Consider the following 23,233-nt stretch of genomic DNA (forward strand, 5'->3'; position numbering starts at 1 on the left):
AATGAACTTTGAAACGGTAATTGGACTTGAAGTCCACGTAGAGCTAAAAACAAAATCGAAAATATTCTCAAGCTCGCCGACGCCTTTTGGTGCAGCTGCCAACACGCAAACAAGTGTCATCGACCTTGGATATCCTGGCGTACTGCCTGTACTGAACAAAGAAGCGGTGAACTTTGCGATGAAAGCGGCCATGGCGCTGAACTGTGAAATCGCAACAGATACAAAATTTGACCGTAAAAACTACTTCTATCCTGATAACCCAAAGGCGTATCAAATTTCTCAATTTGATAAACCGATCGGTGAAAACGGCTGGATTGAAATTGAAGTAGAAGGCAAAACAAAACGAATCGGTATTACGCGTCTTCATTTGGAAGAGGATGCTGGGAAACTGACGCACACAGGCGACGGTTACTCACTCGTCGATTTCAACCGTCAAGGCACACCGCTAGTTGAAATCGTATCTGAGCCAGACATTCGCACGCCAGAAGAAGCGTATGCTTACTTAGAAAAATTAAAATCCATTATTCAATATACAGGCGTTTCTGACTGTAAGATGGAAGAAGGCTCACTTCGCTGTGATGCCAATATTTCTCTTCGCCCAATCGGCCGTGAAGAGTTTGGTACAAAGACAGAGCTCAAAAATTTGAACTCATTCGCTTTCGTACAAAAAGGCCTTGAATTCGAAGAAAAGCGTCAAGAGCAAGTATTGCTTTCCGGCGGCTTGATCGAACAGGAAACCCGCCGTTATGACGAAGCGTCTAAAAAGACGATCCTGATGCGTGTCAAAGAGGGCTCTGATGATTACCGCTACTTCCCAGAACCAGATTTGGTGGAGCTGTACATTGATGACGAGTGGAAAGAACGCGTAAGAGCATCGATCCCGGAGCTTCCAGATGAGCGCCGCAAACGCTACATCGATGAACTTGGACTGCCTGCATACGATGCAATGGTACTCACGCTGACGAAAGAAATGTCTGATTTCTTTGAAGCGACCATTTCAGAAGGTGCAGAAGCGAAGCAAGCATCGAACTGGCTCATGGGTGAAGTATCTGCTTACTTAAACTCTGCTCAAAAAGAGCTAAACGATACAAAGCTAACGCCGCAAGGACTTGCTGGCATGATCAAGCTTATTGAAAAAGGAACAATTTCCTCTAAGATTGCGAAAAAGGTATTCAAAGAGCTCATTGAAAATGGGGGAGATGCAGAAACAATCGTCAAAGAAAAAGGACTTGTCCAAATTTCTGACGAAGGTGCGCTGCTCAAACTTGTCACAGAAGCACTTGATAACAACCCGCAATCCATTGAAGACTTTAAAAATGGTAAAGACCGCGCGATTGGTTTCTTAGTCGGACAAATCATGAAAGCATCGAAGGGCCAAGCTAACCCGCCGATGGTGAACAAGATTCTCCTTGAAGAAATCAAAAAACGCTAAATCGCAAAAAACCGCCTTATGAAATAGGCGGTTTTTTTTTGCTTGAAATGACAGGGTCTTATCATAGATTCAGACCACCGCCGTATATCAATTTAGAGAATCTTTTCTTATAATGAAGCATAAGCGAAAGTGCACATTCGAAGGGGAAAGGTGAGCTAAATCGAAAACAGCCCGTCATGTTACTGAAGAAACAGCTTCAATTGCTCAACTGCTCTAAGAACAGCAGGGTCCTCACACTTTTCTAAATTCGTCAGCATCCCTTGGATGACTGGCTTACGAGGTTCAGCTTTAGCCAGCTCTTCTTCAATCACTTCAATGGATACAACGGTATCATCTGAAAGCAGATGCTCAAGCTTTAACGAACGTAGCTCCTCTTGAAGGGAAGCAGCACTCGGCGCTTCATCATCCCAAATGGTTTGCTTCAAAATCGGTTTCGTCTGAGAACGAAGCAAGCCGTGGACCAGATCATCAAACCGTTCGAGTATAAAGGATGAGAGCTCATCAAATGATAATTGCATTTGATCCTGTAAAAGCAGCACTTGCACATATGATTGGATAATGCCTTGGATCATGACTGACAGGTCAGTTATATACGGTTCGATCTCCTGTCCATAAGTGGTCAAGATGGAAATTTGAATTTCATCGTTCATTTGCTTTTTCACAGTTTTTGAATACTTTTTAATCTGCTGGTTTTCCGGAATAATGTTCTCGCTGAGGATCAGAATGATAAAATCCTTGTTCTCAGCAAAATGCTGAAACTGTTCAGCGATTTGTTTCTGAAAGATCTCTCTCGGCGAGAGATGCTGATTCTCTTTTCGAATCTTTTCGATAGTTTGCATCGAAGTGCCGATATAATATTCAAACGCTCGGTTGAAAAGCTGTTCTTTTGATTTGAAATGTAAATAAAATGCGCCTTTTGATATTCCGCATTCATCTGCAATTTCCTGAATGGTCGTAGAAGAAAAACCCTTTTTCGCAAACAATTGGATGCTTGCTTTAATGATTTTTTCTTTTTTTTCGTTCATGAAATAAGGCCCCTTCAGCTTTAGAATGTTACGTCAAACGCAAGTGAATGGTTGACGGCATTGTATATCACCGTTTATTATGATATAGAATGACCAGTCAGTCAATACATAAAGAAAATGGAGGATATAATGAATTCGATCATCAATTTTGTATTAAAGAATAAGTTCGCTGTATGGCTCATGACGATTATCGTAACAGTTGCTGGTCTATATGCCGGATTGAATATGAAACAAGAATCAATCCCGAATATCAACACGCCAGTCATTACGGTTTCTACAACGTACCCTGGCGCAACGCCGGACGAAGTATCAGATAAGGTGACAGATCCAATTGAAAAGTCGATTCAAAACCTCAATGGGGTCAGCGTAGTCACTTCTAATTCTTTTGAAAATGCATCATCTATTCAAATCGAGTACGATTACAACAAAGACATGGATGAAGCAAAAAAGGAAATTGAAGATGCGATTAGCAATATCGATTTCCCTGAAAATGCAGAAAAACCTAAAATCGCCCGCTTTAGTATTAATGCGATTCCAATCCTAGCCCTTAGCGTCTCTGGTGATAAAGAATCATTACAAGACCTTACACAAAAAGTAGAAAACGATCTCGTTCCTTCACTTCAAGGATTAGACGGTGTCTCTTCTGTCGAAACGTCAGGACAGCAAATCAAAGAAGTAGAATTTTCGTTTAAACAAAAGAAATTGAAAGAATACGGTCTAGATGAAGATACCGTTCAAAACATGATCAAAGGCTCTGATGTGAATGTACCATTAGGTCTATACACATTTGGCAACAAACAAAAATCAGTTGTCGTGGACGGTAATATTTTAAGCGTCAAAGATTTGAAAAACATGCGTATTCCAGTCACACCAAGTGCAGGCGGCGGTGCGGGAAGCGCTGGAGCTGGAGCACCTTCTAACGGCTCAGAAAACCCAGGTGCGCAAGGTGCGGAGCAGCAGGCTGGAAGTGCAAGTCAGCAGCAAGCAGCAGCTCAGCAGCAAGCAGGTGGAGGTGCAGCAAGCAGTCAATCTGTAGAGCTGCCGACGATCAAGCTATCTGAGATAGCAGATATTAAAGTCGTAAAAAATGCAGAATCGATCTCTAGAACGAATGGAAAAGACAGTATCGGTCTGCAAATTGTCAAAGGCTCTGATGCCAACACAGTGAGTGTAGCAGAAGAAGTGACAAAAGAGCTTGAGAAATTTAAAAAAGACAACAAAGGCATCAATGTAAGCACCACATACGATCAAGCAGAACCGATTAAAGAGTCTGTCAGCACAATGCTGAACAAGGCGATCATCGGAGCGATCTTTGCGATCATTATCATTCTCTTGTTCCTGAGAGATATCAAATCAACATTAATCTCGGTCATCTCCATTCCGTTATCTCTGTTGATTGCTGTTTTAATATTAAATCAGCTGGATATCACGTTAAATATTATGACACTTGGTGCCATGACCGTCGCCATCGGGCGTGTTGTCGATGACTCGATAGTGGTCATAGAAAACATCTATCGACGAATGGCATTAAAGGATGAACCGTTAAAAGGCAAGGCACTCGTCAGAGAAGCCACAAAAGAAATGTTTATCCCAATCATGTCTTCGACGATTGTGACAATTGCGGTATTCTTACCGCTAGCATTAGTAGGTGGAATGATTGGTGAACTATTCATCCCATTTGCCTTAACGATTGTGTTTGCGTTACTTGCTTCACTGCTTGTCGCTATTACAATTGTTCCAATGATGGCACACACTCTATTTAAAAAGAACCTGTACGGCACAGCGAAAAAGGTAAAAGAACATAAACCAAGCAAGCTTGCTGGCGGTTATAGACGTGTACTTAATTGGACACTCAACCATAAATGGATCACATCAGGAATTGCCATTCTTATGCTTGTCGGAAGCTTATTTTTAGCACCACTTGTCGGTGTCAGCTTCTTACCACAGGAAGCAGAGAAAACGGCCATGGTGACATATACACCTGAACCTGGACAAACGAGAGAGCAAGCAATTGATGAAACGAAAAAAGCTGAAGAATATTTGATGAAACGTGACCATGTCAATACAGTTCAGTATTCACTAGGCTCTTCAAATGCTATGACAGCAAGTGTTGGCGGTAACTCTAACGGTGCGTTATTCTTCGTACAATATGATGATGACACGCCAAACTTTGATAAAGAAAAAGACCGCGTGGTCAAAGCCCTTCAAGACAAAGCATCTAAAGGGGAATGGAAATCACAAAACTTCTCATCTGCTGGTGCAAATAATACCGTGACATATTATGTGTACGGGGACAAAGCAAGTGATATTGAAGGCACAGTAAAAGATGTTGAGAACATCTTAAAAGATGAGAAAAACCTGAAAAATGTCAGCACAAGCTTATCTGAGAAATACGACGAATATACGTTTAATGCAGATCAAGAAAAACTGGCGAAACTAGGTCTAACTGCTTCACAAATCGCTCAAGCGATTGCACCTCAAAATAGTGAAACAACACTGACGAAAGTCACAGAGGACGGCAAAGAACTTGATGTGAAGCTTCAAACGGAAAAAGATGAATATAAGAGCAAAAAAGATTTAGAAAATAAAAAGATCACCACACCAACAGGGCAAGAAGTCCGAATTGGTGATGTCGTCAAAGTAAAAGATGGTACGACAGCAAATACGGTGACAAAACGTGATGGGAAAATCTACGCAGAAGTGTCTGGTGACATGACAACAGACGACGTCTCAAGTGTAACGCAGGATGTTCAGAAGAAAGTCGACAAGCTTGATCTAAAATCTGGCGTAACGATTGACACAGGCGGCGTAAGTGCGGATATCCAAGAATCCTTTACACAGCTTGGCCTTGCAATGCTTGCAGCGATTGCCATTGTGTATCTCGTTCTCGTCATCACATTTGGCGGAGGTCTTGCACCATTTGCGATTCTCTTCTCACTGCCATTTACGATTATTGGTGCGCTGCTTGGATTGTTTATAGCAAAAGAAACCATCAGCTTAAATGCCATGATTGGATTGCTCATGCTGATCGGTATCGTTGTTACTAATGCCATTGTCTTGATTGACCGAGTGATTCATAAAGAACAAGAAGGCCTCTCAACAAGAGAAGCGCTACTTGAAGCAGGTACAACAAGATTACGTCCAATCTTAATGACGGCACTTGCGACAATTGGTGCACTGCTGCCACTCGCATTAGGATTTGAAGGCGGAAGCCAGATCGTATCAAAAGGACTTGGTGTTACCGTAATTGGCGGTTTAACAAGTTCTACACTTCTCACATTGGTTATCGTTCCAATCGTGTATGAAATGTTAAGCAAGTTTAGACGTAAGAAAAAGTACGCAGAAGAAGAGTAAGAGGAAGCCCCGCCAATGAGCGGGGCTTAGATTGTTGACAAAGGGCTAAAATGAACTTGATTTTAGCCCTTTGTCTTCTTTTCAGCGTGTTTGAAAACCTTTGAAGTCTAGGAAGGGCGAGCACTGGAACGGAGCGAATTTAACATTCGTGAGTACCGGAGCGCAGACCTGACACCGAATGCAAGGGTTTGTCTACACGCTGAGCCCCGCCAATGAGCGGGGCTTTTTTTATTTTGAAATCTGACAAACAGCTTTTCTCATAAGCTCTTCAAATGCGTGGAAAAAGGCATCACGATCGACATGGTCAATCACTTGAATTGATTTTCCATCTGGATGCTTTTCAGTGCGACCTTGTCTAGGCGTCTCGGTATAAACGATCGCATTCACTTCTTTTGAACGGGTAAATGATGTAGAAGCAAGAGTAATCGTTGTCAGCACATCCCATAAGTAATACGTCGAATTGGTTTCATGATGAATGAGCGGCGGACAAAAGGCGTAGCACTGACCGATAAAATCTATTCCAATATGAGAACGAAGGGAAGCCCAGCGCTGACGTACATCAAGTGTAAGCGGGACTTGATTTGTACTTTCAAGCGCGACCATTTCAATAGGAAACGCTTCCTGAAAGACAGTACTCACAGCATAAGGATCCCAAAAGGCATTCCATTCTGCTGTACCGTCATGCTCGGGTTCTTCAACATTGCCTTTTTCAAGGAACGTGCCGCCCATCCACACCAATTTCTCAATTTTATTAGAGATTGAAGGATCTTCTTCTAGAGCGCGTGCAAGATCTGTGAGCGGACCAGTAAAGAGCAGGGTGACAGGTTCTTTTGACTTCTTAACCGTTTCAATCAGATGAAGGTGTGCTGGCAGCTTGGACACCTTTGTATCAACAGTGCCTTTTTCGTTTAAAATCGGCAGGGTATCTACATAAAAAGCATGCATGCGCCACTCCTTCGGAAACGGATTGACGCCTCTAGAAGTTGAAGCAGCGACTTCAATTTCATAAGGGCTGAATCGATCAATGATTTTTTGAGATGCACTGAGAGCAGGCTCTAAATAACAATCAGCAGGAATCACAGACATTCCGATGACTTTCAGATGTTCCATTTGAAGGAGAAGAAATAAAGAGACGAGGTCATCAACACCGCCGTCATGATTAAAATAGACAGGCTTTTTCATCGCATATCATCCTTTACAGCGTTTTCTTTTATCTTATCAGAATGCGTTCTTGCTGAGCGAAATGTGCTAGGAGATTTCACATATTAGGTGGTTGTTTTGTTGCCATTTTCAAATCTCATAGTATAATTAAAGGTTGTTAGTGGTGAAAATAGATTGCATAATGAATATAGGATGATGATGAATGAAACGTGCTCGAATTATATACAATCCGACATCTGGGCGTGAACTCTTCAAGAGAAATTTACCGCAGGTTTTGCAAAAATTTGAACAAGCTGGCTATGAAACTTCTTGTCATGCGACGACATGTGCAGGAGATGCCACGCAAGCAGCAGAAAAAGCCGCACAGAGAGATTTTGATTTAATTGTAGCAGCAGGTGGAGACGGAACGATCAATGAAGTCGTTAACGGACTAGCCCCGCTTGAAAAAAGACCAAAATTAGGAATTATTCCAGTTGGAACAACAAATGACTTCGCAAGAGCACTTGGCATTCCACGAGAAGGTGTTTTGAAAGCGACAGATGCCATTATTGAGGGTGTAGCGAAGCCGCTTGATATCGGTAAAGTCAATGGCCATTATTTTATTAATATTGCTGGCGGCGGCCGGTTAACAGAGCTCACCTATGAGGTGCCTAGTAAGCTGAAGACCATGCTTGGACAGCTTGCTTATTATTTAAAAGGCATGGAGATGCTGCCTTCTATCCGCCCGACAGAAGTCGAAATTGAATATGACGGCAAATTGTTTCATGGAGAAATCATGCTGTTTCTTGTTTCACTCACAAACTCAGTAGGCGGCTTTGAAAAACTAGCGCCAGATTCCATTTTAGATGATGGGATGTTTGACCTGATTATTCTAAAGAAGGTCAATTTAGCAGAAGCCATTCGAGTGGTCAGCCTTGCACTCAGAGGCGAGCATATTCATGATAGCAATGTCATCTACGCAAAAGCGAATCGCGTGAAGGTAGATGTAAAGGATAAAATGCAATTGAATTTAGATGGTGAATACGGCGGCTTGCTGCCAGGTGAATTTGAAAACCTGTATCGCCATATTGAATTTATTGTGCCAAAAGCAACAGCTGAAAAAATAGGGTGAAGACTGAACTTGGTTCCTTATGGCGGCCAAGTTTTTCTTTGCAAATGAGGTGATAAAATTGGTGAAAATGAAACCGCCTGTTCAAAAGAATGAATACTACAATGTAACCTTCGAAGACTTAACGCATGAAGGTGCAGGTGTAGCGAAAATTGAAGGATTCCCTGTCTTTGTACCGAATGCCCTTCCTGACGAACAAGGGAAAATCAAAGTCACACGAGTCAAAAAAGGATTTGCTTTTGGACGACTCATGGAGCTGACAAAGGAAAGTCAGCACAGGCAAGATGCGCCATGTCCCATTTACAAGCAGTGCGGAGGCTGTCAAATTCAGCATATGAGCTATGAAGGCCAGCTGCTATTTAAACAGAAACAAGTAAAGGACGTTTTAGAGCGGATCGGCAAGCTTGATATGAGCCGTGTAAAAGTTCATCCTGTACTCGGCATGGAAGACCCTTGGAATTACCGAAACAAAGCACAAGTTCCAGTTGGCGAACGGGAAGGCGGACTTGTTGCAGGGTTTTATCAGCAGCGTACCCATGAAATCATTGATATGGAAAAATGTTTGATTCAACAATCAGAAAACGACGAAGTGGTACAGGCAGTAAAAGACATATGCAATGCGTTAGGCATCAAAGCATATAACGAAGAGCGGCACAAAGGCTGGCTGCGTCATGTGATGGTTCGCTACGGTATTGCAACAGGTGAAATGATGGTTGTGTTTGTTACTAGAACGGCTGATTTTCCGCAAAAGCAGCAGGTGATTGAGCAGATTATAGCACGCTTCCCACACGTTCGGTCAATTGTACAAAACGTGAATTCAAAGAAAACAAATGTCATTTTCGGAGACGAAACAACCGTTTTATGGGGCGAAGAATACATTTATGACACGATTGGCGACATCAAATTTGCCATTTCAGCCCGCTCATTTTATCAAGTGAACCCAGCTCAAACAAAGGTGCTTTATGACAAAGCGCTTGAATATGCAGAGCTGCAAGGTGAAGAAACCGTCATCGATGCCTACTGCGGAATCGGTACGATTTCCTTATTTCTCGCACAAAAAGCAGGCAGAGTTTATGGGGTTGAAATTGTTCCAGAAGCAATTGAAGACGCAAAACGCAACGCTGCCTTAAACGGAATCAACAATGTTGAATTCGCAGTCGGTGAAGCAGAAGCGGTTATTCCGAATTGGTACAAAGAAGGCATCAAAGCAGATACATTAGTCGTTGATCCGCCAAGAAAAGGCTGTGACGAAGCACTGCTTGACACCATTTTAAAGATGAAGCCAAAACGAGTTGTTTACGTGTCCTGTAATCCAGGGACGCTTGCCCGTGATTTACGTATTCTTGAAGATGGCGGGTATGTGACAGAGGAAGTGCAGCCTGTGGATATGTTTCCGCATACGAGTCATGTGGAGTGTGTTACACAATTAGTTATAAAAATCCTTTGAGTTATAACAATTTGTTAAAAGAAAAGTATTTAGTGATTTAGTTAAAGGTACTACTATTTGAAAAAACTTATGATCTTTAAGCTACTTGTATAATCAAAATTCACTCCACTCTTATTCTTGATTATAATGGTGACACTTACAGAAAACTAGAGGTTAAAACTTTTATTCGATACTCAATCAAGATCACTACAACACTACCTTTCGAAATTGGTTTTTTTGGTAAAAATATGTTATAATTATACTTATGAAGAGTAGGAGAGGAAATAATGGCTAAAAATATAAATGATATAGTAAATATTAACATTGAAAAAGTTATGGAATCTGATAAGGTTACTAAATTTAAACCTACAGATGAACAATTAACGACTCTTATTCATTCGTTAAATACGCTAAATCAAGTTGAGATTTTAAATATTATAAGTAGTTTTAAAATTTCTATTGATCATAATAGATTAAAGAAAAAAAAAGAATTAATAGAATACCTCATATTCTGTTTTAAAAATGGCATATTTAACGAAGGTGTATTTAATGAATTTAGAAGTCAGGCTTTTAATCCTGATATTGATAGTACTGACGGCTTCTTTTTTTCATACGAAGCTAAATCCACGAATGTTAACAAAGAAGGTCTAGAGTCATTTTTGAAAAAATGGAATGAGGTTATGGATAATAAAAGGATTGATTTTTTAGAAATTAATCATCAGAGTGCTAAGTTTTTAGTAACAAAACATACAGATAAGTTTATTTTTGACCAAGAAAGTATGTTTAGTATAAAGTATAATGATGAAAAAAGGGCTAAGGTTGAGATACATTTTGATAAAAGTATTGTATACGTGAAAACTACAAATACTGTAATTTATAATGCGATAAAAACAATAATTAAATCTTTTCTGGAAGATTTATTAGAAATAGAGAAACTCTATATCACACCCCCAAAGTTGAGCCGAAATTTAAGTCTTACTTTTAATGATGAACTAACGAAAGCTACCCAAGAGAATTCGGTTCATCCAAATACCATTAAATTATTAGACATATTATTAGAATTAAATACATCAAGTTCTTCATTTAGTGGGTTTGAATGTGTAAATATCACTCTTGATCATGAAGATACAATTAACAGAAGTGATGCAAAATCTAAAATAGTTTCTCAAAATTATGGCGGGGGAGATTTGCTGAAAAATAGAGTTGTGAAAGATTTAATACTTAATAATAGGATTATTTATGATATTGAGTTTATAATTGAGTATAATCATACTGATAATGAGGGGCACATTAGTAAACAACTTGTAACAGTAGGTATGATTAATGATAGAAAAAGTTCTCTTAGGATTTTTATAAAAAATAGTGACTATAATATTAGAAATTTAATTAAAAAAGCTTATATTGAGCTTACTACTGTTTTTATATCTAATTATGGTCAATCACAATTAAGAAATGAGGATTACATAAAAAAACTGTTAGGACTTTGTTAATGATGACAAATGATAATTTTTTTTATGAAGCAATGCTATACGTATTAAATGACCAGAAAAAATTTTGCGAAATTTTTAATCAAGTTATAGAAGAAATTCAAATAGATGAGGGAATATATTTTAACTTAAATATATCAAGTGAAAAAGATCAGAGTAGCAATTGGTCTTTCTCAACCAAAGAACAAGTGCAAATTTTTGTCGTCAATAATTTAATGTGGATATTTGTTGAAAATGTATTTGAAAATTTAGATTTTTTGGAAAAAATTGAGTCGAAATTAAGTAAATATATTTCTAAGGTAAGTTTAACGAACAAATCTTTCATTCAATTAATTTTTAATGGTGGTTTTAGTGAGAATCTATTAGAAATAAAAATTGAAGGTAGAGATATTTCTGAGTTTGACGAAGATATATTTATTGGCAGTTTTATAAATAAAACATTCGAGTTTATGGATATCATTAATTTTAAAGATATACACATTAAATACTTTAAAATTCAGCCAATTAAAACAAATGCAGTATTAACTCTTAGGTACCCTAATGTAATTCAATTCAGTGATTATATCGATTTAACAACATACCAGAAATTAATTATGAATTTTTCAGAGTTTATTTATAGAACAAACAGTTGTGAAGGAGAAACTGATGAGAAAAATAACAATAGAAACTGATAATAATAGTTACCAACTCCAAGAGTCGGGGAATCAACCATGGCATGAATATGATGGGATATCAATAGATTTTATTTTAAATTTAAAACACATACCAGAGAAAGAGTATCTATTGAAGGTCAGTAGTTTGTGTAAACAATTTGATTGGGTTAATGTGGAGGACGATTCCTTTATATTTGACCTTGAGAAAATAAAAAGAAACTTTAAAGTTTTTGAAGAATGTAAATGGATGAAAAGCTATATTTCTCTAAAACCTAACTACGAACCAGCTTTGGATGACTCAAAATTTATAGTTAGTTTCTCTGCCACAAAAAAAGAAATAGAAGTGAATTCCCCGAAAAAAATATTTCTGAGCCATAAAGGTGCAGATAAACCCTTAGTTAGAGAGTATTTTCAACTGCTAAAAGAGCTAGGATTTGATCCATGGCTAGATGAAGATGCTATGGTTGCAGGAACAAAATTGAATAGAGGAATATATGAAGGATTTAAAGAGTCATGTGCGGCTGTTTTTTTTGTAACCTCTGCATTTAAAGATGAAGATTATTTAGAGGATGAAGTTGATTATGCCATAGATGAACAAAGAGAAAAGGGTGACAAGTTTGCCATTATTACTTTGGCAATAAAAGATCATGATGGATATACAGGTGAAATTCCTTCTTTATTAAAAAAATATGTATATAAAGAACCGACTTCTCAACTTGAAGCATTTAGAGAAATTATTAGAGGACTTCCATTAGAGACAGGAAAAAAAATATGGAAAAAGTGATTACATTAAAATTCGGAAATTTCCTTATCTAAAATACTTCGAGAATATTTGTAGAATTTATGCATAAAAAATATTAAATACCCCAACATTGGAATATTCGATCAATCTAATATCCAATGTTGGGTATTTTTTTATATCAAACGATTCTTTCTTCTCATAGATTATAATATTTTGCAATTTTGCACGGTTCATATTAAAGTATATAATGATAAAAATTTCTGAAAGAATTTACAGAAGGACATGCCCTTTAGGCGCTATGTCATGAGAGGAATTGGATGAAAGATGAGTAAAAATTTCTGGCGTGATTTACCGCGGCCATTTTTTATATTAGCACCAATGGAAGAAGTGACAGATGTTGTGTTTCGTCATGTTGTGAGTGAGGCGGCGAGACCGGATGTGTTTTTTACAGAGTTTACGAACAGTGAGAGCTATTGCCATCCTGATGGTATTCAAAGTGTGAAGGGGCGTTTAACGTTTACAGAGGATGAGCAGCCGATTGTTGCTCATATTTGGGGAGACAAGCCTGAGAACTTTAGACAAATGAGCATTGGAATGGCGGAAATGGGATTTCAGGGGCTTGATATTAATATGGGCTGTCCTGTCCCGAATGTCACGCAAAATGGGAAGGGCAGCGGCTTGATTCTTCGTCCAGACGTTGCGGCAGAGCTGATTCAAGCAGCAAAAGCTGGGGGATTACCTGTCAGCGTCAAAACAAGACTTGGTTTTACTGAGGTTGATGAATGGCGCGGATGGCTTCGACACATTTTGGAGCAAGATATTGTGAATTTATCGATCCATCTTCGCACAAGAAAGGAAATGAGCCAGGTGGATGCGCATTGGGAGCTCATTCCTGAGATCAAAAAACTTCGTGATGAAGTAGCACCTGATACGCTTTTGACAATCAATGGTGATATTCTTGATCGTCAAACAGGCTTAAAGCTCGCTAAGCAGTATGGAGTGGACGGAGTGATGATTGGGCGTGGGATTTTCCATAACCCATTTGCTTTTGAAAAAGAGCCGAAGGAGCATACAAGTGATGAACTGCTTGGTCTTTTAAGGTTACATCTTGATCTCCATGATCAATACTCATCACTAGGCTTGCGTCCATTCAAGGCACTGCACCGTTTCTTTAAGATTTATGTAAAAGGATTCAGAGGAGCGAGTTTCTTAAGAAATCAATTAATGAACACATCATCAACAGATGAAGTGCGTGCAATGCTAAATGAATTTGAAGCGAGAAATCAAGAACAATCATGACCAACAAGAGGAGGGGGGCGAACCCTTCTCTTTTTTTATAAATAGGACTATTAAACTAGTTCTCTTAAATGGTAAAATGAGATAGAAATAACAATTGGAGGTATTGTATTTGAAACCATTTTGGGATAAAGACAGAGAAAGCGAAGAAACGTTTAAGAAAATCAATGAGAAAGGCATTGCAAAAGCGGAAAAGAAGCTAGGCGTCATCTTGCCAGATACATATAAAAAACTGATTCTCGAACAAAATGGCGGGTATACCCTGCATAACGCTTTTCCAACGGACCAGCCGAATGGATGGGCAGAGGATCATGTGTCATTTGATCATTTAAGAGGAATTGCCAAGAATGAAGGCATTATGGATAGTGATTATTTAATAGAAGAATGGGAATTGCCTGAGGGACTTGTGCTCATTTGTGGGGATGGTCATACGTGGATTGCATTGGATTACAGAGAAACAAAGGAGCATCCGCCGATTCACTACTTTGATCTAGAAGATGAGACGGATTTTAAATTAGCGGATTCGTTTGATGAGCTGCTTGCTGGGCATTATACCGCAGAGGATAGCTTAGAAGATGGGATGTCAGATGAAGAGTGGCAGGCTGAATATGAAAAGCAGAATCCGCCGTTATCAAAAGAAGAGGTGAAAGGCATATTCTTAACTAAAGACCCTGAACGGCTTTCAAAAATCTCGAATTTTCAAGTGGAACAAATAGATGATGTTAAGTGGATTTTTTCTGAAGTAGAAACATATATGGATACCCTTCAGGACGAAGAAATGTTAACGGCTGTTGGCTGGGCAATCAATACTATTTTTATATTGAATGAAGAGATGATTAAGCAGCATGCTGATGTTGTCGAGAATGCACGTTGTTTTGCAAAGCATTTGAGTCAATCAGAAATAGATGAAATGCACCAAATTGCCTTTAATATATCAATCGCATTGGAATTTGATTTAGAGGAATAATTATCTATCATTTTAAAAATAGACCCCCTTACCAAAAGGGGGCCGCCATTTTCTTACTCTGCACTTTCCTCAACCTCACGGCTATCCTCTGTTTCACCAATATAAATAGGGCCGTTTGCGTGGTCGATTCGGATTGGCCATTCGTACGGAATTTGAAGACGTCTAGCAATCGCTCTCCAGAATTTTGTGGAATCCATTTCGAATTCTTGAAAGTCTTTTAATAAGTCTTTGTAAGATGAGCCATCAAATTGAATGAACATATCTTGAAGGCGCATGAACGCGACATGTCTCACTTCAAGTGCTGCTGCGGCTTCCATTTCTTCTTCTGTTGCTTCTCCGATGATTGTACCTGCGGGCGGAAGCATGTCGTATACGTTAAATTCCTCTTCTTCTTCGTGTGCTGCATTGTGCTGTTGATCTGACATTTTTCTTCACTCCTTCTAGTTCTCAATCAAAACTTTATTTCGTGCTTACTTCTATTATCGGAAGGAAATGTGAAATGTGGAATGAAAAGTGGTGCAGATTCGCGCCACTTGCTTTTTTCTACTGATCACATAAAAAACCCGTAAGGTGACTGCATAATCTCTTACGGATTTTTAGGTCGTTATTGTTGTTATTTGTTTTTATTATTCAATTCCTCTAGAAGTCTAATAATTGTTTCGTTTTGCTTCTCCATGTTCTTCAATGTCTTTTCGATCGTGGAAGAACAAGCGAATAACATGATTAAAATCGCAATTCCTACAAATATCAAAACAAATCCCCCTCATGCAATCCTTTATTTTCAGTTGCCTAAATAAGATGAATTCCCTTGTATCTTTTTAATACCGTACTATTTTTGGAATTTCATATAAATAATTCAATAGGGTTATTTATTATCAAACTTTCATAATTGATCCCTATAGAAAATAAAGTAGACGATTTCAATAGCCCCTCTCGATTAATTAGAGACCCGTGACAGTGTTTTAACTGAAAACAGATACTCTTTGGACGTACAACCGTAACCGTCAGTGGTGTCTTTGCATGTGGTGATAATTTAGGCGGTCCTGCTCAGTTAGTTCTTCCAGCAGCAGCTGGAAGCCAGGCAGGAATGGGTGTCATTCATGAACTGGTGCAAGAAGAGTTTCAAGAAAAAACATCTCTATGAAAAGAGATGTTCAGCGGAGAGCAGTTTTTCGTTTTGCTAAGACGTGAGCTGTCCATTCAAAAAGTGCGTAGATGACAAAGAAGATCAGGATCCAGCTGCTGACATCGACCCATACATTGGTGATCTGAATGATGTTCGCCTGATCAAGTCCAGCCTGTATCCACATGGTGATCAGTGCTGTAAGGAACACTTGTAAAAACCATTTTGATGTTTTCAATTGGCCACACCTCCATCTCTTTCTATCATATAAGAAATGACAGTTTATTTCCAATTGTTTTTCTATATGTTTCAACTGTAAAATGAAAGATAAAACGAGTGAAAGGAAAGCAAATGAGTGATCAAATAAATATGTTTCTAAAAAATCATTTTCCTCATCTTGTCCTCACGCCGCCTCTTTTTTATGGGTGGCCTCTTGGGCTTCGGTTTGAAGTGGCAGATTGGTCATTAGGAAAAGAATCGGTTGTATTAGGAAAAGCGGGAGATCGTGCTTTAGAGATTGTGAAATATGCTTTTGATCCAGAAGACGAGATGCTGCTTGTGACGGATGTGTATACAGATCATGAACATGAATTAACGAAGCATAAGCTCCTGGTTTATCAAAAATATGTGCATCGGCAAGTAAGGAATAGATTGCGCCACGAGCTTTTGACTTATGTATGTCCAGATTTAGAAGATTCACTGACATTAGAGAGATTTACACTCAAATGCCAGCTGCAAGATATTCGATTGCGTCCGCTTCTCCATGCGATATGCCAGGAAGACTTCTATGCGTCGAATCAAATCTTGAAGGGAAAACTGGGATATGAAATTTACCTAATGAATCTCTCGAAAAAAATGATTTTTCACTTATATGATGATCGGGGCTGTGATCTCATTGCGGCAGATGCTGAGCGTCTACGCCCAGTCTATGAAGGCTTGCAGCACTGGCTATTAGACTATGATCGTCCTAAGATGGACCGGCTGTTTGCAGGCAAATAAAAAAACCGCACTTTCGACAAGTGCGGTCAGCGTGTAGACAGTTTTATGCTTCTACTTTATTGAAGAATTGTGGCAAATATTCTTTGTGAGCTTCTAGCATTTCATCTAGGATGCTTTTTGCAATGGCATCTGATGGGACAAGCGGGTTGATGGTCATTGCGACAAGAGCTGTGTTGTAATCGCCTGTCACAGCTGCTTCAGCAGCTACACGTTCAAAAGATTTAATTTGAGAAATAAGTCCTTTGACAGCGACCGGCATTTCACCAACAGCGATTGGTTTTGGACCGTCTTTTGTGATCACACAGTTGAGTTCAACCGCAGAATCATTTGGAATGTCACTAATAGCCCCGTTATTAATGGTGTTTACAGGCTGAATGTCATGCTTGTCATTATAAATGGATGCAATCAAGTTACAAGCTGCATCACTGTAGTAGGCACCGCCTCGTTTTTCAAGCTGTGGCGGCTTGATGTCGAGATCAGGGTCTTTGTAAAGCTCGAACAAATCATTTTCTAATGCGCGAACGACTTCAGCACGTGTTCCTTCATTTGCTGCTGCTTTCTTTTCCTCAGCCAGCATATCACTTGTTTTGTAGTAGTAACGGTGATACGGACAAGGAATGACGCCAAGCCCTTTTAAGAAATCAGCATCCCACGGAATCGCTTGAATGTTGTTCATCGACATGCTGGAGTTTGGATCAGCCATGTCTTCGATGACTTGATCCATGATGCTTTTGCCATCTAAGAATACATTGAGTCCAAAGACCATATGATTTAATCCAGCAAAGCTGACTTCGACTCTGCTTGCGTCGACACCAAGCCCTTTGGCGATTCCCATGCGAATGCCGATCGGCACGTTACATAAACCAACGACTTTACGATGGTTTGAATAACGAAGAACGGCTTCAGTGACCATACCAGCTGGATTTGTGAAATTCACAAGCCATGCATTCGGGCAAAGCTCTTCAATATCTTTGACAATATCAAGAATGACAGGAATGGTGCGAAGTCCTTTGAATAGACCTCCTGGCCCATTTGTTTCTTGACCAATGACATCATATTTTAAAGGAATGCGTTCATCTTTCATACGTGCTTCAAGAAGTCCGACACGGAATTGTGTTGTGACAAAATCAGCATCTACAAGTGCTTTCCTGCGATCTAATGTTAAATGAACCTCGATTGGGAGCCCTGCTTTTTTGACCATGCGTTTTGCAAGATTTCCGACGATCTCAAGCTTTTCTTTTCCCGCTTCAATATCAACGAGCCAAAGCTCGCTAATCGGAAATTCATCGTATCGTTTAATAAATCCTTCTACAAGCTCTGGTGTATAGCTTGATCCTCCGCCAATTGTGACAACCTTTAATCCTTTTGCCATGTTCTGCACCTCCGAATAATGTAACGCGCAATGTTATAATAGAGAAAAGTCTTTTTTCTTGTTTGTACATCTATAGCTTATCGTGAGAGCATCATGTGCGTAAATGACTTCAGTGTCTTTAGGCAAGGGTGCCCTATTTAGAGATTTGTTACATAAAAGAAACACATTGTGACATGTAGTTGGAGAAAGGGGAAGTCAGATGTTTTCAAGTGAGGTCATTTCCAGCTTTAATGAACTAGAAAGCGCTTTATACCGATATATCATGGAAAACAGTGAAAAGGTCGTGTACATGAGAATTCGAGACCTTGCAGATGCTGCGCATATTTCCACTTCGTCTGTCCTCCGCTTTTGCCGAAAAGTAAATTGTGAAGGCTTTTCAGAGTTTAAAGTGAAGCTCAAAATGTATTTAGAATCAGAGCAGACACCTTCTTTAAAAAGCACACAGCACTTTCTATATGAATTTATTGAACGAACATTGAAGGGAGACTTTGAGGGGAAAATTAAGGAGGCCGCGAAGCTCATTGCTGAGGCAAAAAATGTGCTGTTTATCGGAACTGGCAGTTCTGGCATTTTGGCGCAGTATGGGGCGAGGTACTTTTCAAGTCTTGAGAAATTTTCATTTTATATCAACGATCCGTTTTTCCCGATGAATATGCAGTATTTAGACAATAGTGTCACCATTGTGCTGTCAGTATCAGGGGAGAACAGTATTACGATTGATCATATTTCGAAGTTAAAAAGAGAAGGCAGCAAGATCATTAGTATTACGAATAACCAGCACTGCACGATTTCGCGCATTTCAGATTTAAATATTGCCTACTACGTCACAGATGAACGGGTCCACAGAGCCAATATCACCACACAGACGCCAGTTGTGTATATTTTAGAAGCCATGGCTCGTAACATGTTTGCGATGTTAAAAGAAAAGTAAAAGAGCCGCTGCATCCATCAGCTGCTCTCTTTTTTCTGCTTCATAAAAGCAAGGATGGCAATGCCGGAACAAACGAGCACAAATAGACCGCCCAGCAAATACACAGACCTCGCCCCGTATGCATCTGCAATCAATCCAACAAAGAAAATAGATAAACCGACAGACACAGAAGAAAGGATGTAGTGAGCCGAATACACCTTTGATAAATCATCTACTGGCGTTTCCGTTTGAAGAATGGTTTGCTGCGAAACATCTCGGATTTGGTAGGCAGGCCCCATCAAAATACAAAGCACCAAAGCAAGCCACGGCAGGCTGTTCAGTGAATAGACAATGGTCAGCACTGCATAAATGAATGAACCAGCTGCCATATAGAGGAGAAGCTGGTTTTGAATAAACTGACTCATCCATGCAGCCAAGAGCCCGCCTATGATGGCACCTGTATAATAAGCGGCATTGATAAATCCCCACCATTCCTCACCTTGCTTTAAATCTTGTGTGACAAAGGCAAGCGTAATTGCCCCGATCCACACAGCACCCGCAATATTTTCACAAACATCCATAAAGGTCAGGGTGCGCACCGTTTGATTTCTCCAAATGATCGTCCAGCCATCTTTGAAGCTGTTCATCTTATTTGTTTTTCGAACCGTCTCTTCTTGCTTGAGAAGAGGAAAGACAGGGATGAATAATAGATAAGACAACACAATCATGACACAGGTGATCCACATTAAATAAAATGGCCCGATCCATAGGACGAGCATTCCAGTGAACGAATAACCGGCGATTTGAACCATTTGATGAAAAATGGACGCTGTACTGTTTGCTTTCACAAGCTGATTTGCTGGTACAAGCATCGGCATGATGGCCTGCATTAAAGGACTGATGAACCCGCCTGTGAGGGAAATCAAAATAAGCGCACTAAACAACCAGACCATATGCTGCTGAAACAAATGAAATTGGGCTGTAAACACGATGAGCATCCCAAGACGTAAAAGCGGGATCCATTTCAATAGCCGGCCAGCTTGAAAGTAATCGGTTAAAACAGGAGAGAAGAGCCCAGCTAATAGCTGGCATATTGTTCTAATCAGCGGAAATACAGCCGCATAGGCAACAGATTGTGTATCTTGATAAATGACAAACGTGATCGTCATCACAAATAAAATATCACTCAGCATGAGAAGGCTTTTACTGCTTGTATAACACCAAAACTTGTTTCCCATATCAAACCGGCTCCTTTTCAAAAACAAGTTCAGTATAGCATGGTGATGGTGTGTCCAGAGGTTTTTCTTTGAAAAATACATCTTAAGGATGAGAAGATTGTGATAAGCTAAATGAAGGACATTGTAAGGAAAGGGGTTCAATCGATTGAAAAAATTACCGGCACATGACTTTTTGGACAAACATGGCATCCCATATGAGGTCAAAACATTTTCTGCCGAAACAGAAAAGGGAGCAGCAAATGTAGCGGCAGCTCTTGGTTTTCGTGAAAGACAAATGATTAAAACATTGATTTTTGAAACAGGAGAAGGGGAGCAGCTGCTTGTGATGGTTGGCGCTGACCAGCATATTAAGTCAGGGAAACTCAAGAAAGCGGCCGGCTCCCGTAATATTAAAATGGCTTCACCGGAGAAGGTTCTTGAAGTGACGGGCTATCGAATTGGTTCGATTCCGCCGTTTTGCTGGCAGCCAGAAGGATTCCGCACCATTATTGAGGCTTCGTTATTAGAAGAGGAAATATTAGGTGTTGGGGCAGGCGAATGGGGAAATGAAATCCTCATCACCCCAGAACAATTGGTGAAAGCCTCAAAAGCTGTACCGTTTGACATCGTGCAGCCAGCTGAATAGAGAAAAAAAGTGCCTGTTTCAGAAGGGACTGACCCCCGTTTTTGAGACAGGGATCAAAACACCTTTATACAGCCAATTGCCGATAGTTTATCGGTGATTGGTTGTTTAGTTTCGTTTGAATACGAATGTTGTTATAATAATAAATGTATTCTTTGACAGTGCGTTCTACGATGTTGGTCGTAGTTCGATCAATGCTGTTAAGATAGAACGTTTCAGACTTTAGTGAGGAATGAAACGATTCGATGGAGGCATTATCAGCGGGTGTCCCTTTACGGGACATGCTCATGGTAATGCCTTTTATATGAACAGCTTTCTGATACTCGTAAGATGTATACACAGAACCTTGGTCGCTATGTAACACGCAGTTCTCAGGCAGTGCTGGGAGCTGATCAAGTGTGTTTAAGATAAAGTCTGTGTCCTGCTTATCACCAATCGTAAAAGCAATCACTTCTCCATTATATAAATCCAATATACTGGAAAGGTACAATTGTTTCTGTCCATAAGGCAAATACGTGATGTCCGTTACTAGTTTTTCAAGAGGGCGATCAGACTGAAAGTTCCGATCGAGTATATTACCAGCCACGGCATAGGGCTGCCCATTCTTCTTACGCTTTTTCATTTTAACCCGGCATTGCCAATGGTTTTTCTGCATGATACGTTGAACAGTTTTATGGTTAATACGCATTCCCACTTTTAGTATGGCTGTAATTTTTCGGTATCCATATCGATACTTGTGCTCTCGGCACAACGTGCCGATTTGTTTCTCTAGTTGTCTTTTAGAATGATTCTGAGTCAGATTCTTTTTCCATCTATAGAACGAAGCGCGTGAGATGCCTAAATGGACACAGATGTCCTGTACTGTCATCTTTTTGCGCAATTCTTCTACCAGTTTGATTGACGTTTCCTTATCAACTTCCTTTCCAATTCGTTGTACTTTTTTAAAACTTCATTCTGTTGACTCAGATAGCGATTTTCTGCCCGCAGTCTCTCTAATTCGGAAGAGTACTCGGGACCCTTTCCATGGGTATATTGTTTTCCAACAGGCTGTTCGAACCGGTGTGTATCCCCAGCATGATGCCACCTCACCCATGTTTGAACCTGCGTTTTATTTTTGATATTCAATTCTTGCATGATCTCTTTCATAGGTACGCCTGCCAATCTCATGTCTACAGCCTTCTGTTTGACTTCAACCGGATAACTCACTCTTGTCCCCATAGAAAAACACCTCCATGTTTTATATCGGATCACAACGATCCGTTTTCAAACTTGAAGGTGTTTTTTATTTGTCTCATCTTATGGGGTCAGTCCCGAAGCAGGCACTTTTTTAATTGGCAGCAGGCGAAGTAAATGGACCGATACCTTTCATTTGCAGGAAGGCATCCACGGTTCTATTTTCTTCAAGATCATTCGCCCGTTTGCACACAACCACCGGTCTGACGATCTCAATGCCTTCAATGTACACGCGCCCAATTTCTTGCCGCTTGAGACTGCCGTGAACCGCATCACGGGGAACAAGTGTGATGCCATATCCAGCTTTGATCATTTGAATCGCTTCATGAACACCGCTGAATTGTAAATCAACGGTCGGTTTTTTAATTCCTTTCGAGGTAAAAAGAGAAAAGAGCTTATCTCTTGTGGAACTGCCTTCTTCACGCATCAAAAAAGGCTCCTGACTCAGGCGCTCCAGCGGGACCGTTTTTCCGTTTAACGGATGGTCTGCCGGCACAATAAAATCATAGCTTAAATTCGTTAAATGAGAAGTGAGAATCTCCTCATGGTGCAAATCCTCGATCACAGCGATGGCCACATCTGATTCATATTGAAGCAGGCTCTCTAAAACTTGAGCGGAGTTTCCGCTTTTTAATTCAATTTCTGTCTGTGGTGAAGATGTTTTAAAAGCAGCAAGCCAATCTGGCAGTAAAAAGTTGAGTGGTACATAGGTAGAAGCGATGCGGAGCCGCCCCTTTTTTCCGTTTTGTAAAAGTGTGATCTGATATTCTACTTCTTTTTCAGCCTCGAACACTTGCCGGGCATAAGGGTATAGAATTTTCCCCATTTCCGTAAGTGTAATGCCTCTGCCATTTCGTTTAAAAAGACGGAAACCGATCTCACTTTCAATGCTTCTAAGCTGAGCCGTCACAGCTGGCTGTGTCAAAGATAGCACGTCTGCTGTTTGTGTAACGCTTTTTGTCTCTGCGACCTTTGCAAAAATCCGAAGGGCATGTAAATTCAACTTTGCACCACCTATCAATTATTTTGATGGTTTAATCAAAAACATTCATTAGATTTATTATAAGGCATCCCTTATTGTAAAG

The 23,233-nt window shown here is 39.9% G+C and carries 21 protein-coding genes; 12 read left to right on the forward strand and 9 right to left on the reverse strand.

Translation table 11 applies throughout. The annotated features are described in order from the left end of the window. Window position 1: 1 nt before the first annotated feature. Window positions 2-1,432, forward strand: a complete 1,431-nt coding sequence (gene gatB / locus M1D81_RS03440; protein ID WP_456265628.1) for an Asp-tRNA(Asn)/Glu-tRNA(Gln) amidotransferase subunit GatB — start codon at window positions 2-4, stop codon at window positions 1,430-1,432. 179 nt (window positions 1,433-1,611) lie between these two features. On the opposite strand, the gene M1D81_RS03445 is transcribed toward gatB, so the two are convergent. Then, complete coding sequence (locus M1D81_RS03445; RefSeq protein WP_456265627.1) at window positions 1,612-2,457, reverse strand: TetR/AcrR family transcriptional regulator; 846 nt, start codon at window positions 2,455-2,457, stop codon at window positions 1,612-1,614. A 129-nt stretch (window positions 2,458-2,586) separates the two neighbouring features. Between M1D81_RS03445 and M1D81_RS03450 the strand changes: the two genes are divergently transcribed. Next, the gene (locus M1D81_RS03450) at window positions 2,587-5,811 is read left to right on the forward strand and encodes an efflux RND transporter permease subunit (protein ID WP_456265626.1); all 3,225 of its coding nucleotides are present in this window, start codon (window positions 2,587-2,589) and stop codon (window positions 5,809-5,811) included. A gap of 228 nt (window positions 5,812-6,039) precedes the next feature. Here the strand turns inward: M1D81_RS03450 and M1D81_RS03455 are convergent, their stop codons facing one another. Beyond that, window positions 6,040-6,993 carry a nucleoside hydrolase gene (locus M1D81_RS03455; RefSeq protein ID WP_456265625.1) on the reverse strand — a complete coding sequence of 318 codons (954 nt, stop codon included), beginning with the start codon at window positions 6,991-6,993 and terminating at the stop codon, window positions 6,040-6,042. 181 nt (window positions 6,994-7,174) lie between these two features. On the opposite strand from M1D81_RS03455, the gene M1D81_RS03460 reads away from it, so the two are divergent. The 7 genes from M1D81_RS03460 to M1D81_RS03490 all read left to right on the forward strand — a co-directional run bounded on the left by M1D81_RS03460 (window position 7,175) and on the right by M1D81_RS03490 (window position 14,651). Continuing rightward, complete coding sequence (locus M1D81_RS03460) at window positions 7,175-8,083, forward strand: diacylglycerol kinase (RefSeq protein ID WP_456265624.1); 909 nt, start codon at window positions 7,175-7,177, stop codon at window positions 8,081-8,083. A gap of 61 nt (window positions 8,084-8,144) precedes the next feature. After that, window positions 8,145-9,527, forward strand: coding sequence for a 23S rRNA (uracil(1939)-C(5))-methyltransferase RlmD (rlmD, locus tag M1D81_RS03465; RefSeq protein ID WP_456265623.1), 1,383 nt, complete (start codon window positions 8,145-8,147; stop codon window positions 9,525-9,527). 266 nt (window positions 9,528-9,793) lie between these two features. Then, a complete protein-coding gene (locus tag M1D81_RS03470) occupies window positions 9,794-10,996 on the forward strand; it encodes a hypothetical protein (RefSeq protein WP_456265622.1) in 1,203 nt (400 codons plus the stop codon). Further along, the gene (locus M1D81_RS03475) at window positions 10,996-11,664 is read left to right on the forward strand and encodes a hypothetical protein (protein ID WP_456265621.1); all 669 of its coding nucleotides are present in this window, start codon (window positions 10,996-10,998) and stop codon (window positions 11,662-11,664) included. The genes M1D81_RS03470 and M1D81_RS03475 overlap by 1 nt, the downstream gene beginning before the upstream one ends. Then, on the forward strand, window positions 11,639-12,430 hold the full coding sequence (locus M1D81_RS03480; RefSeq protein ID WP_456265620.1) for a toll/interleukin-1 receptor domain-containing protein: 792 nt from the start codon (window positions 11,639-11,641) through the stop codon (window positions 12,428-12,430). The genes M1D81_RS03475 and M1D81_RS03480 overlap by 26 nt, the downstream gene beginning before the upstream one ends. A gap of 282 nt (window positions 12,431-12,712) precedes the next feature. Continuing rightward, window positions 12,713-13,687: a tRNA dihydrouridine synthase gene (locus M1D81_RS03485; RefSeq protein ID WP_456265619.1), complete on the forward strand. Its 975-nt coding sequence runs from the start codon at window positions 12,713-12,715 to the stop codon at window positions 13,685-13,687. Window positions 13,688-13,796: 109 nt separating this feature from the next. After that, a complete protein-coding gene (locus M1D81_RS03490; RefSeq protein ID WP_456265618.1) occupies window positions 13,797-14,651 on the forward strand; it encodes an SMI1/KNR4 family protein in 855 nt (284 codons plus the stop codon). Between the two features lie 53 nt (window positions 14,652-14,704). Here the strand turns inward: M1D81_RS03490 and M1D81_RS03495 are convergent, their stop codons facing one another. The 3 genes from M1D81_RS03495 to M1D81_RS03505 all read right to left on the reverse strand — a co-directional run bounded on the left by M1D81_RS03495 (window position 14,705) and on the right by M1D81_RS03505 (window position 16,012). Further along, complete coding sequence (locus tag M1D81_RS03495) at window positions 14,705-15,076, reverse strand: hypothetical protein (protein WP_285707444.1); 372 nt, start codon at window positions 15,074-15,076, stop codon at window positions 14,705-14,707. Window positions 15,077-15,264: 188 nt separating this feature from the next. Then, window positions 15,265-15,402 carry a hypothetical protein gene (locus M1D81_RS03500; RefSeq protein WP_456265617.1) on the reverse strand — a complete coding sequence of 46 codons (138 nt, stop codon included), beginning with the start codon at window positions 15,400-15,402 and terminating at the stop codon, window positions 15,265-15,267. Between the two features lie 403 nt (window positions 15,403-15,805). Further along, window positions 15,806-16,012 carry a hypothetical protein gene (locus tag M1D81_RS03505; RefSeq protein ID WP_070326795.1) on the reverse strand — a complete coding sequence of 69 codons (207 nt, stop codon included), beginning with the start codon at window positions 16,010-16,012 and terminating at the stop codon, window positions 15,806-15,808. A 113-nt stretch (window positions 16,013-16,125) separates the two neighbouring features. Between M1D81_RS03505 and M1D81_RS03510 the strand changes: the two genes are divergently transcribed. After that, a complete protein-coding gene (locus M1D81_RS03510) occupies window positions 16,126-16,773 on the forward strand; it encodes a DUF3885 domain-containing protein (protein WP_456265616.1) in 648 nt (215 codons plus the stop codon). Window positions 16,774-16,816: 43 nt separating this feature from the next. Here M1D81_RS03510 and M1D81_RS03515 read toward each other — a convergent pair whose 3' ends face one another. After that, window positions 16,817-18,145, reverse strand: a complete 1,329-nt coding sequence (locus tag M1D81_RS03515) for a 6-phospho-beta-glucosidase (RefSeq protein WP_024424565.1) — start codon at window positions 18,143-18,145, stop codon at window positions 16,817-16,819. A gap of 199 nt (window positions 18,146-18,344) precedes the next feature. Here M1D81_RS03515 and M1D81_RS03520 point away from each other — a divergent pair, with 199 nt between their 5' ends. Continuing rightward, window positions 18,345-19,076 carry a MurR/RpiR family transcriptional regulator gene (locus M1D81_RS03520; RefSeq protein WP_025092658.1) on the forward strand — a complete coding sequence of 244 codons (732 nt, stop codon included), beginning with the start codon at window positions 18,345-18,347 and terminating at the stop codon, window positions 19,074-19,076. A 17-nt stretch (window positions 19,077-19,093) separates the two neighbouring features. Here M1D81_RS03520 and M1D81_RS03525 read toward each other — a convergent pair whose 3' ends face one another. Further along, window positions 19,094-20,293, reverse strand: coding sequence for an MFS transporter (locus M1D81_RS03525; protein ID WP_456265615.1), 1,200 nt, complete (start codon window positions 20,291-20,293; stop codon window positions 19,094-19,096). A 145-nt stretch (window positions 20,294-20,438) separates the two neighbouring features. On the opposite strand from M1D81_RS03525, the gene M1D81_RS03530 reads away from it, so the two are divergent. Then, the gene (locus M1D81_RS03530; protein WP_024426664.1) at window positions 20,439-20,918 is read left to right on the forward strand and encodes an aminoacyl-tRNA deacylase; all 480 of its coding nucleotides are present in this window, start codon (window positions 20,439-20,441) and stop codon (window positions 20,916-20,918) included. Between the two features lie 64 nt (window positions 20,919-20,982). Here M1D81_RS03530 and M1D81_RS03535 read toward each other — a convergent pair. Continuing rightward, a protein-coding gene (locus M1D81_RS03535; protein WP_456265614.1) for an IS3 family transposase occupies window positions 20,983-22,133 on the reverse strand; the annotation gives its coding sequence in 2 pieces (ribosomal slippage) (window positions 20,983-21,860 and window positions 21,860-22,133; 1,152 coding nt in all). 109 nt (window positions 22,134-22,242) lie between these two features. Continuing rightward, entirely contained in the window at window positions 22,243-23,151 is a 909-nt protein-coding gene (locus tag M1D81_RS03540; protein WP_024426663.1) for a LysR family transcriptional regulator, read from the reverse strand. Window positions 23,152-23,233 lie beyond the last annotated feature (82 nt).

The organism is Bacillus sp. JZ105, from assembly GCF_053903125.1.

What these genes read in the sequence shown, in the direction of transcription:
- M1D81_RS03455 (WP_456265625.1), bottom strand. Translation starts at nt 6,993, where the DNA reads ATGAAAAAGCCTGTCTATTTTAATCATGACGGCGGTGTTGATGACCTC.
- M1D81_RS03510 (WP_456265616.1), top strand. Translation starts at nt 16,126, where the DNA reads ATGAGTGATCAAATAAATATGTTTCTAAAAAATCATTTTCCTCATCTT.
- M1D81_RS03475 (WP_456265621.1), top strand. Translation starts at nt 10,996, where the DNA reads ATGATGACAAATGATAATTTTTTTTATGAAGCAATGCTATACGTATTA.
- M1D81_RS03480 (WP_456265620.1), top strand. Translation starts at nt 11,639, where the DNA reads ATGAGAAAAATAACAATAGAAACTGATAATAATAGTTACCAACTCCAA.
- M1D81_RS03460 (WP_456265624.1), top strand. Translation starts at nt 7,175, where the DNA reads ATGAAACGTGCTCGAATTATATACAATCCGACATCTGGGCGTGAACTC.
- M1D81_RS03520 (WP_025092658.1), top strand. Translation starts at nt 18,345, where the DNA reads ATGTTTTCAAGTGAGGTCATTTCCAGCTTTAATGAACTAGAAAGCGCT.
- gatB (WP_456265628.1), top strand. Translation starts at nt 2, where the DNA reads ATGAACTTTGAAACGGTAATTGGACTTGAAGTCCACGTAGAGCTAAAA.
- M1D81_RS03525 (WP_456265615.1), bottom strand. Translation starts at nt 20,293, where the DNA reads ATGGGAAACAAGTTTTGGTGTTATACAAGCAGTAAAAGCCTTCTCATG.
- M1D81_RS03470 (WP_456265622.1), top strand. Translation starts at nt 9,794, where the DNA reads ATGGCTAAAAATATAAATGATATAGTAAATATTAACATTGAAAAAGTT.
- M1D81_RS03515 (WP_024424565.1), bottom strand. Translation starts at nt 18,145, where the DNA reads ATGGCAAAAGGATTAAAGGTTGTCACAATTGGCGGAGGATCAAGCTAT.
- M1D81_RS03495 (WP_285707444.1), bottom strand. Translation starts at nt 15,076, where the DNA reads ATGTCAGATCAACAGCACAATGCAGCACACGAAGAAGAAGAGGAATTT.
- M1D81_RS03485 (WP_456265619.1), top strand. Translation starts at nt 12,713, where the DNA reads ATGAGTAAAAATTTCTGGCGTGATTTACCGCGGCCATTTTTTATATTA.
- M1D81_RS03450 (WP_456265626.1), top strand. Translation starts at nt 2,587, where the DNA reads ATGAATTCGATCATCAATTTTGTATTAAAGAATAAGTTCGCTGTATGG.
- M1D81_RS03445 (WP_456265627.1), bottom strand. Translation starts at nt 2,457, where the DNA reads ATGAACGAAAAAAAAGAAAAAATCATTAAAGCAAGCATCCAATTGTTT.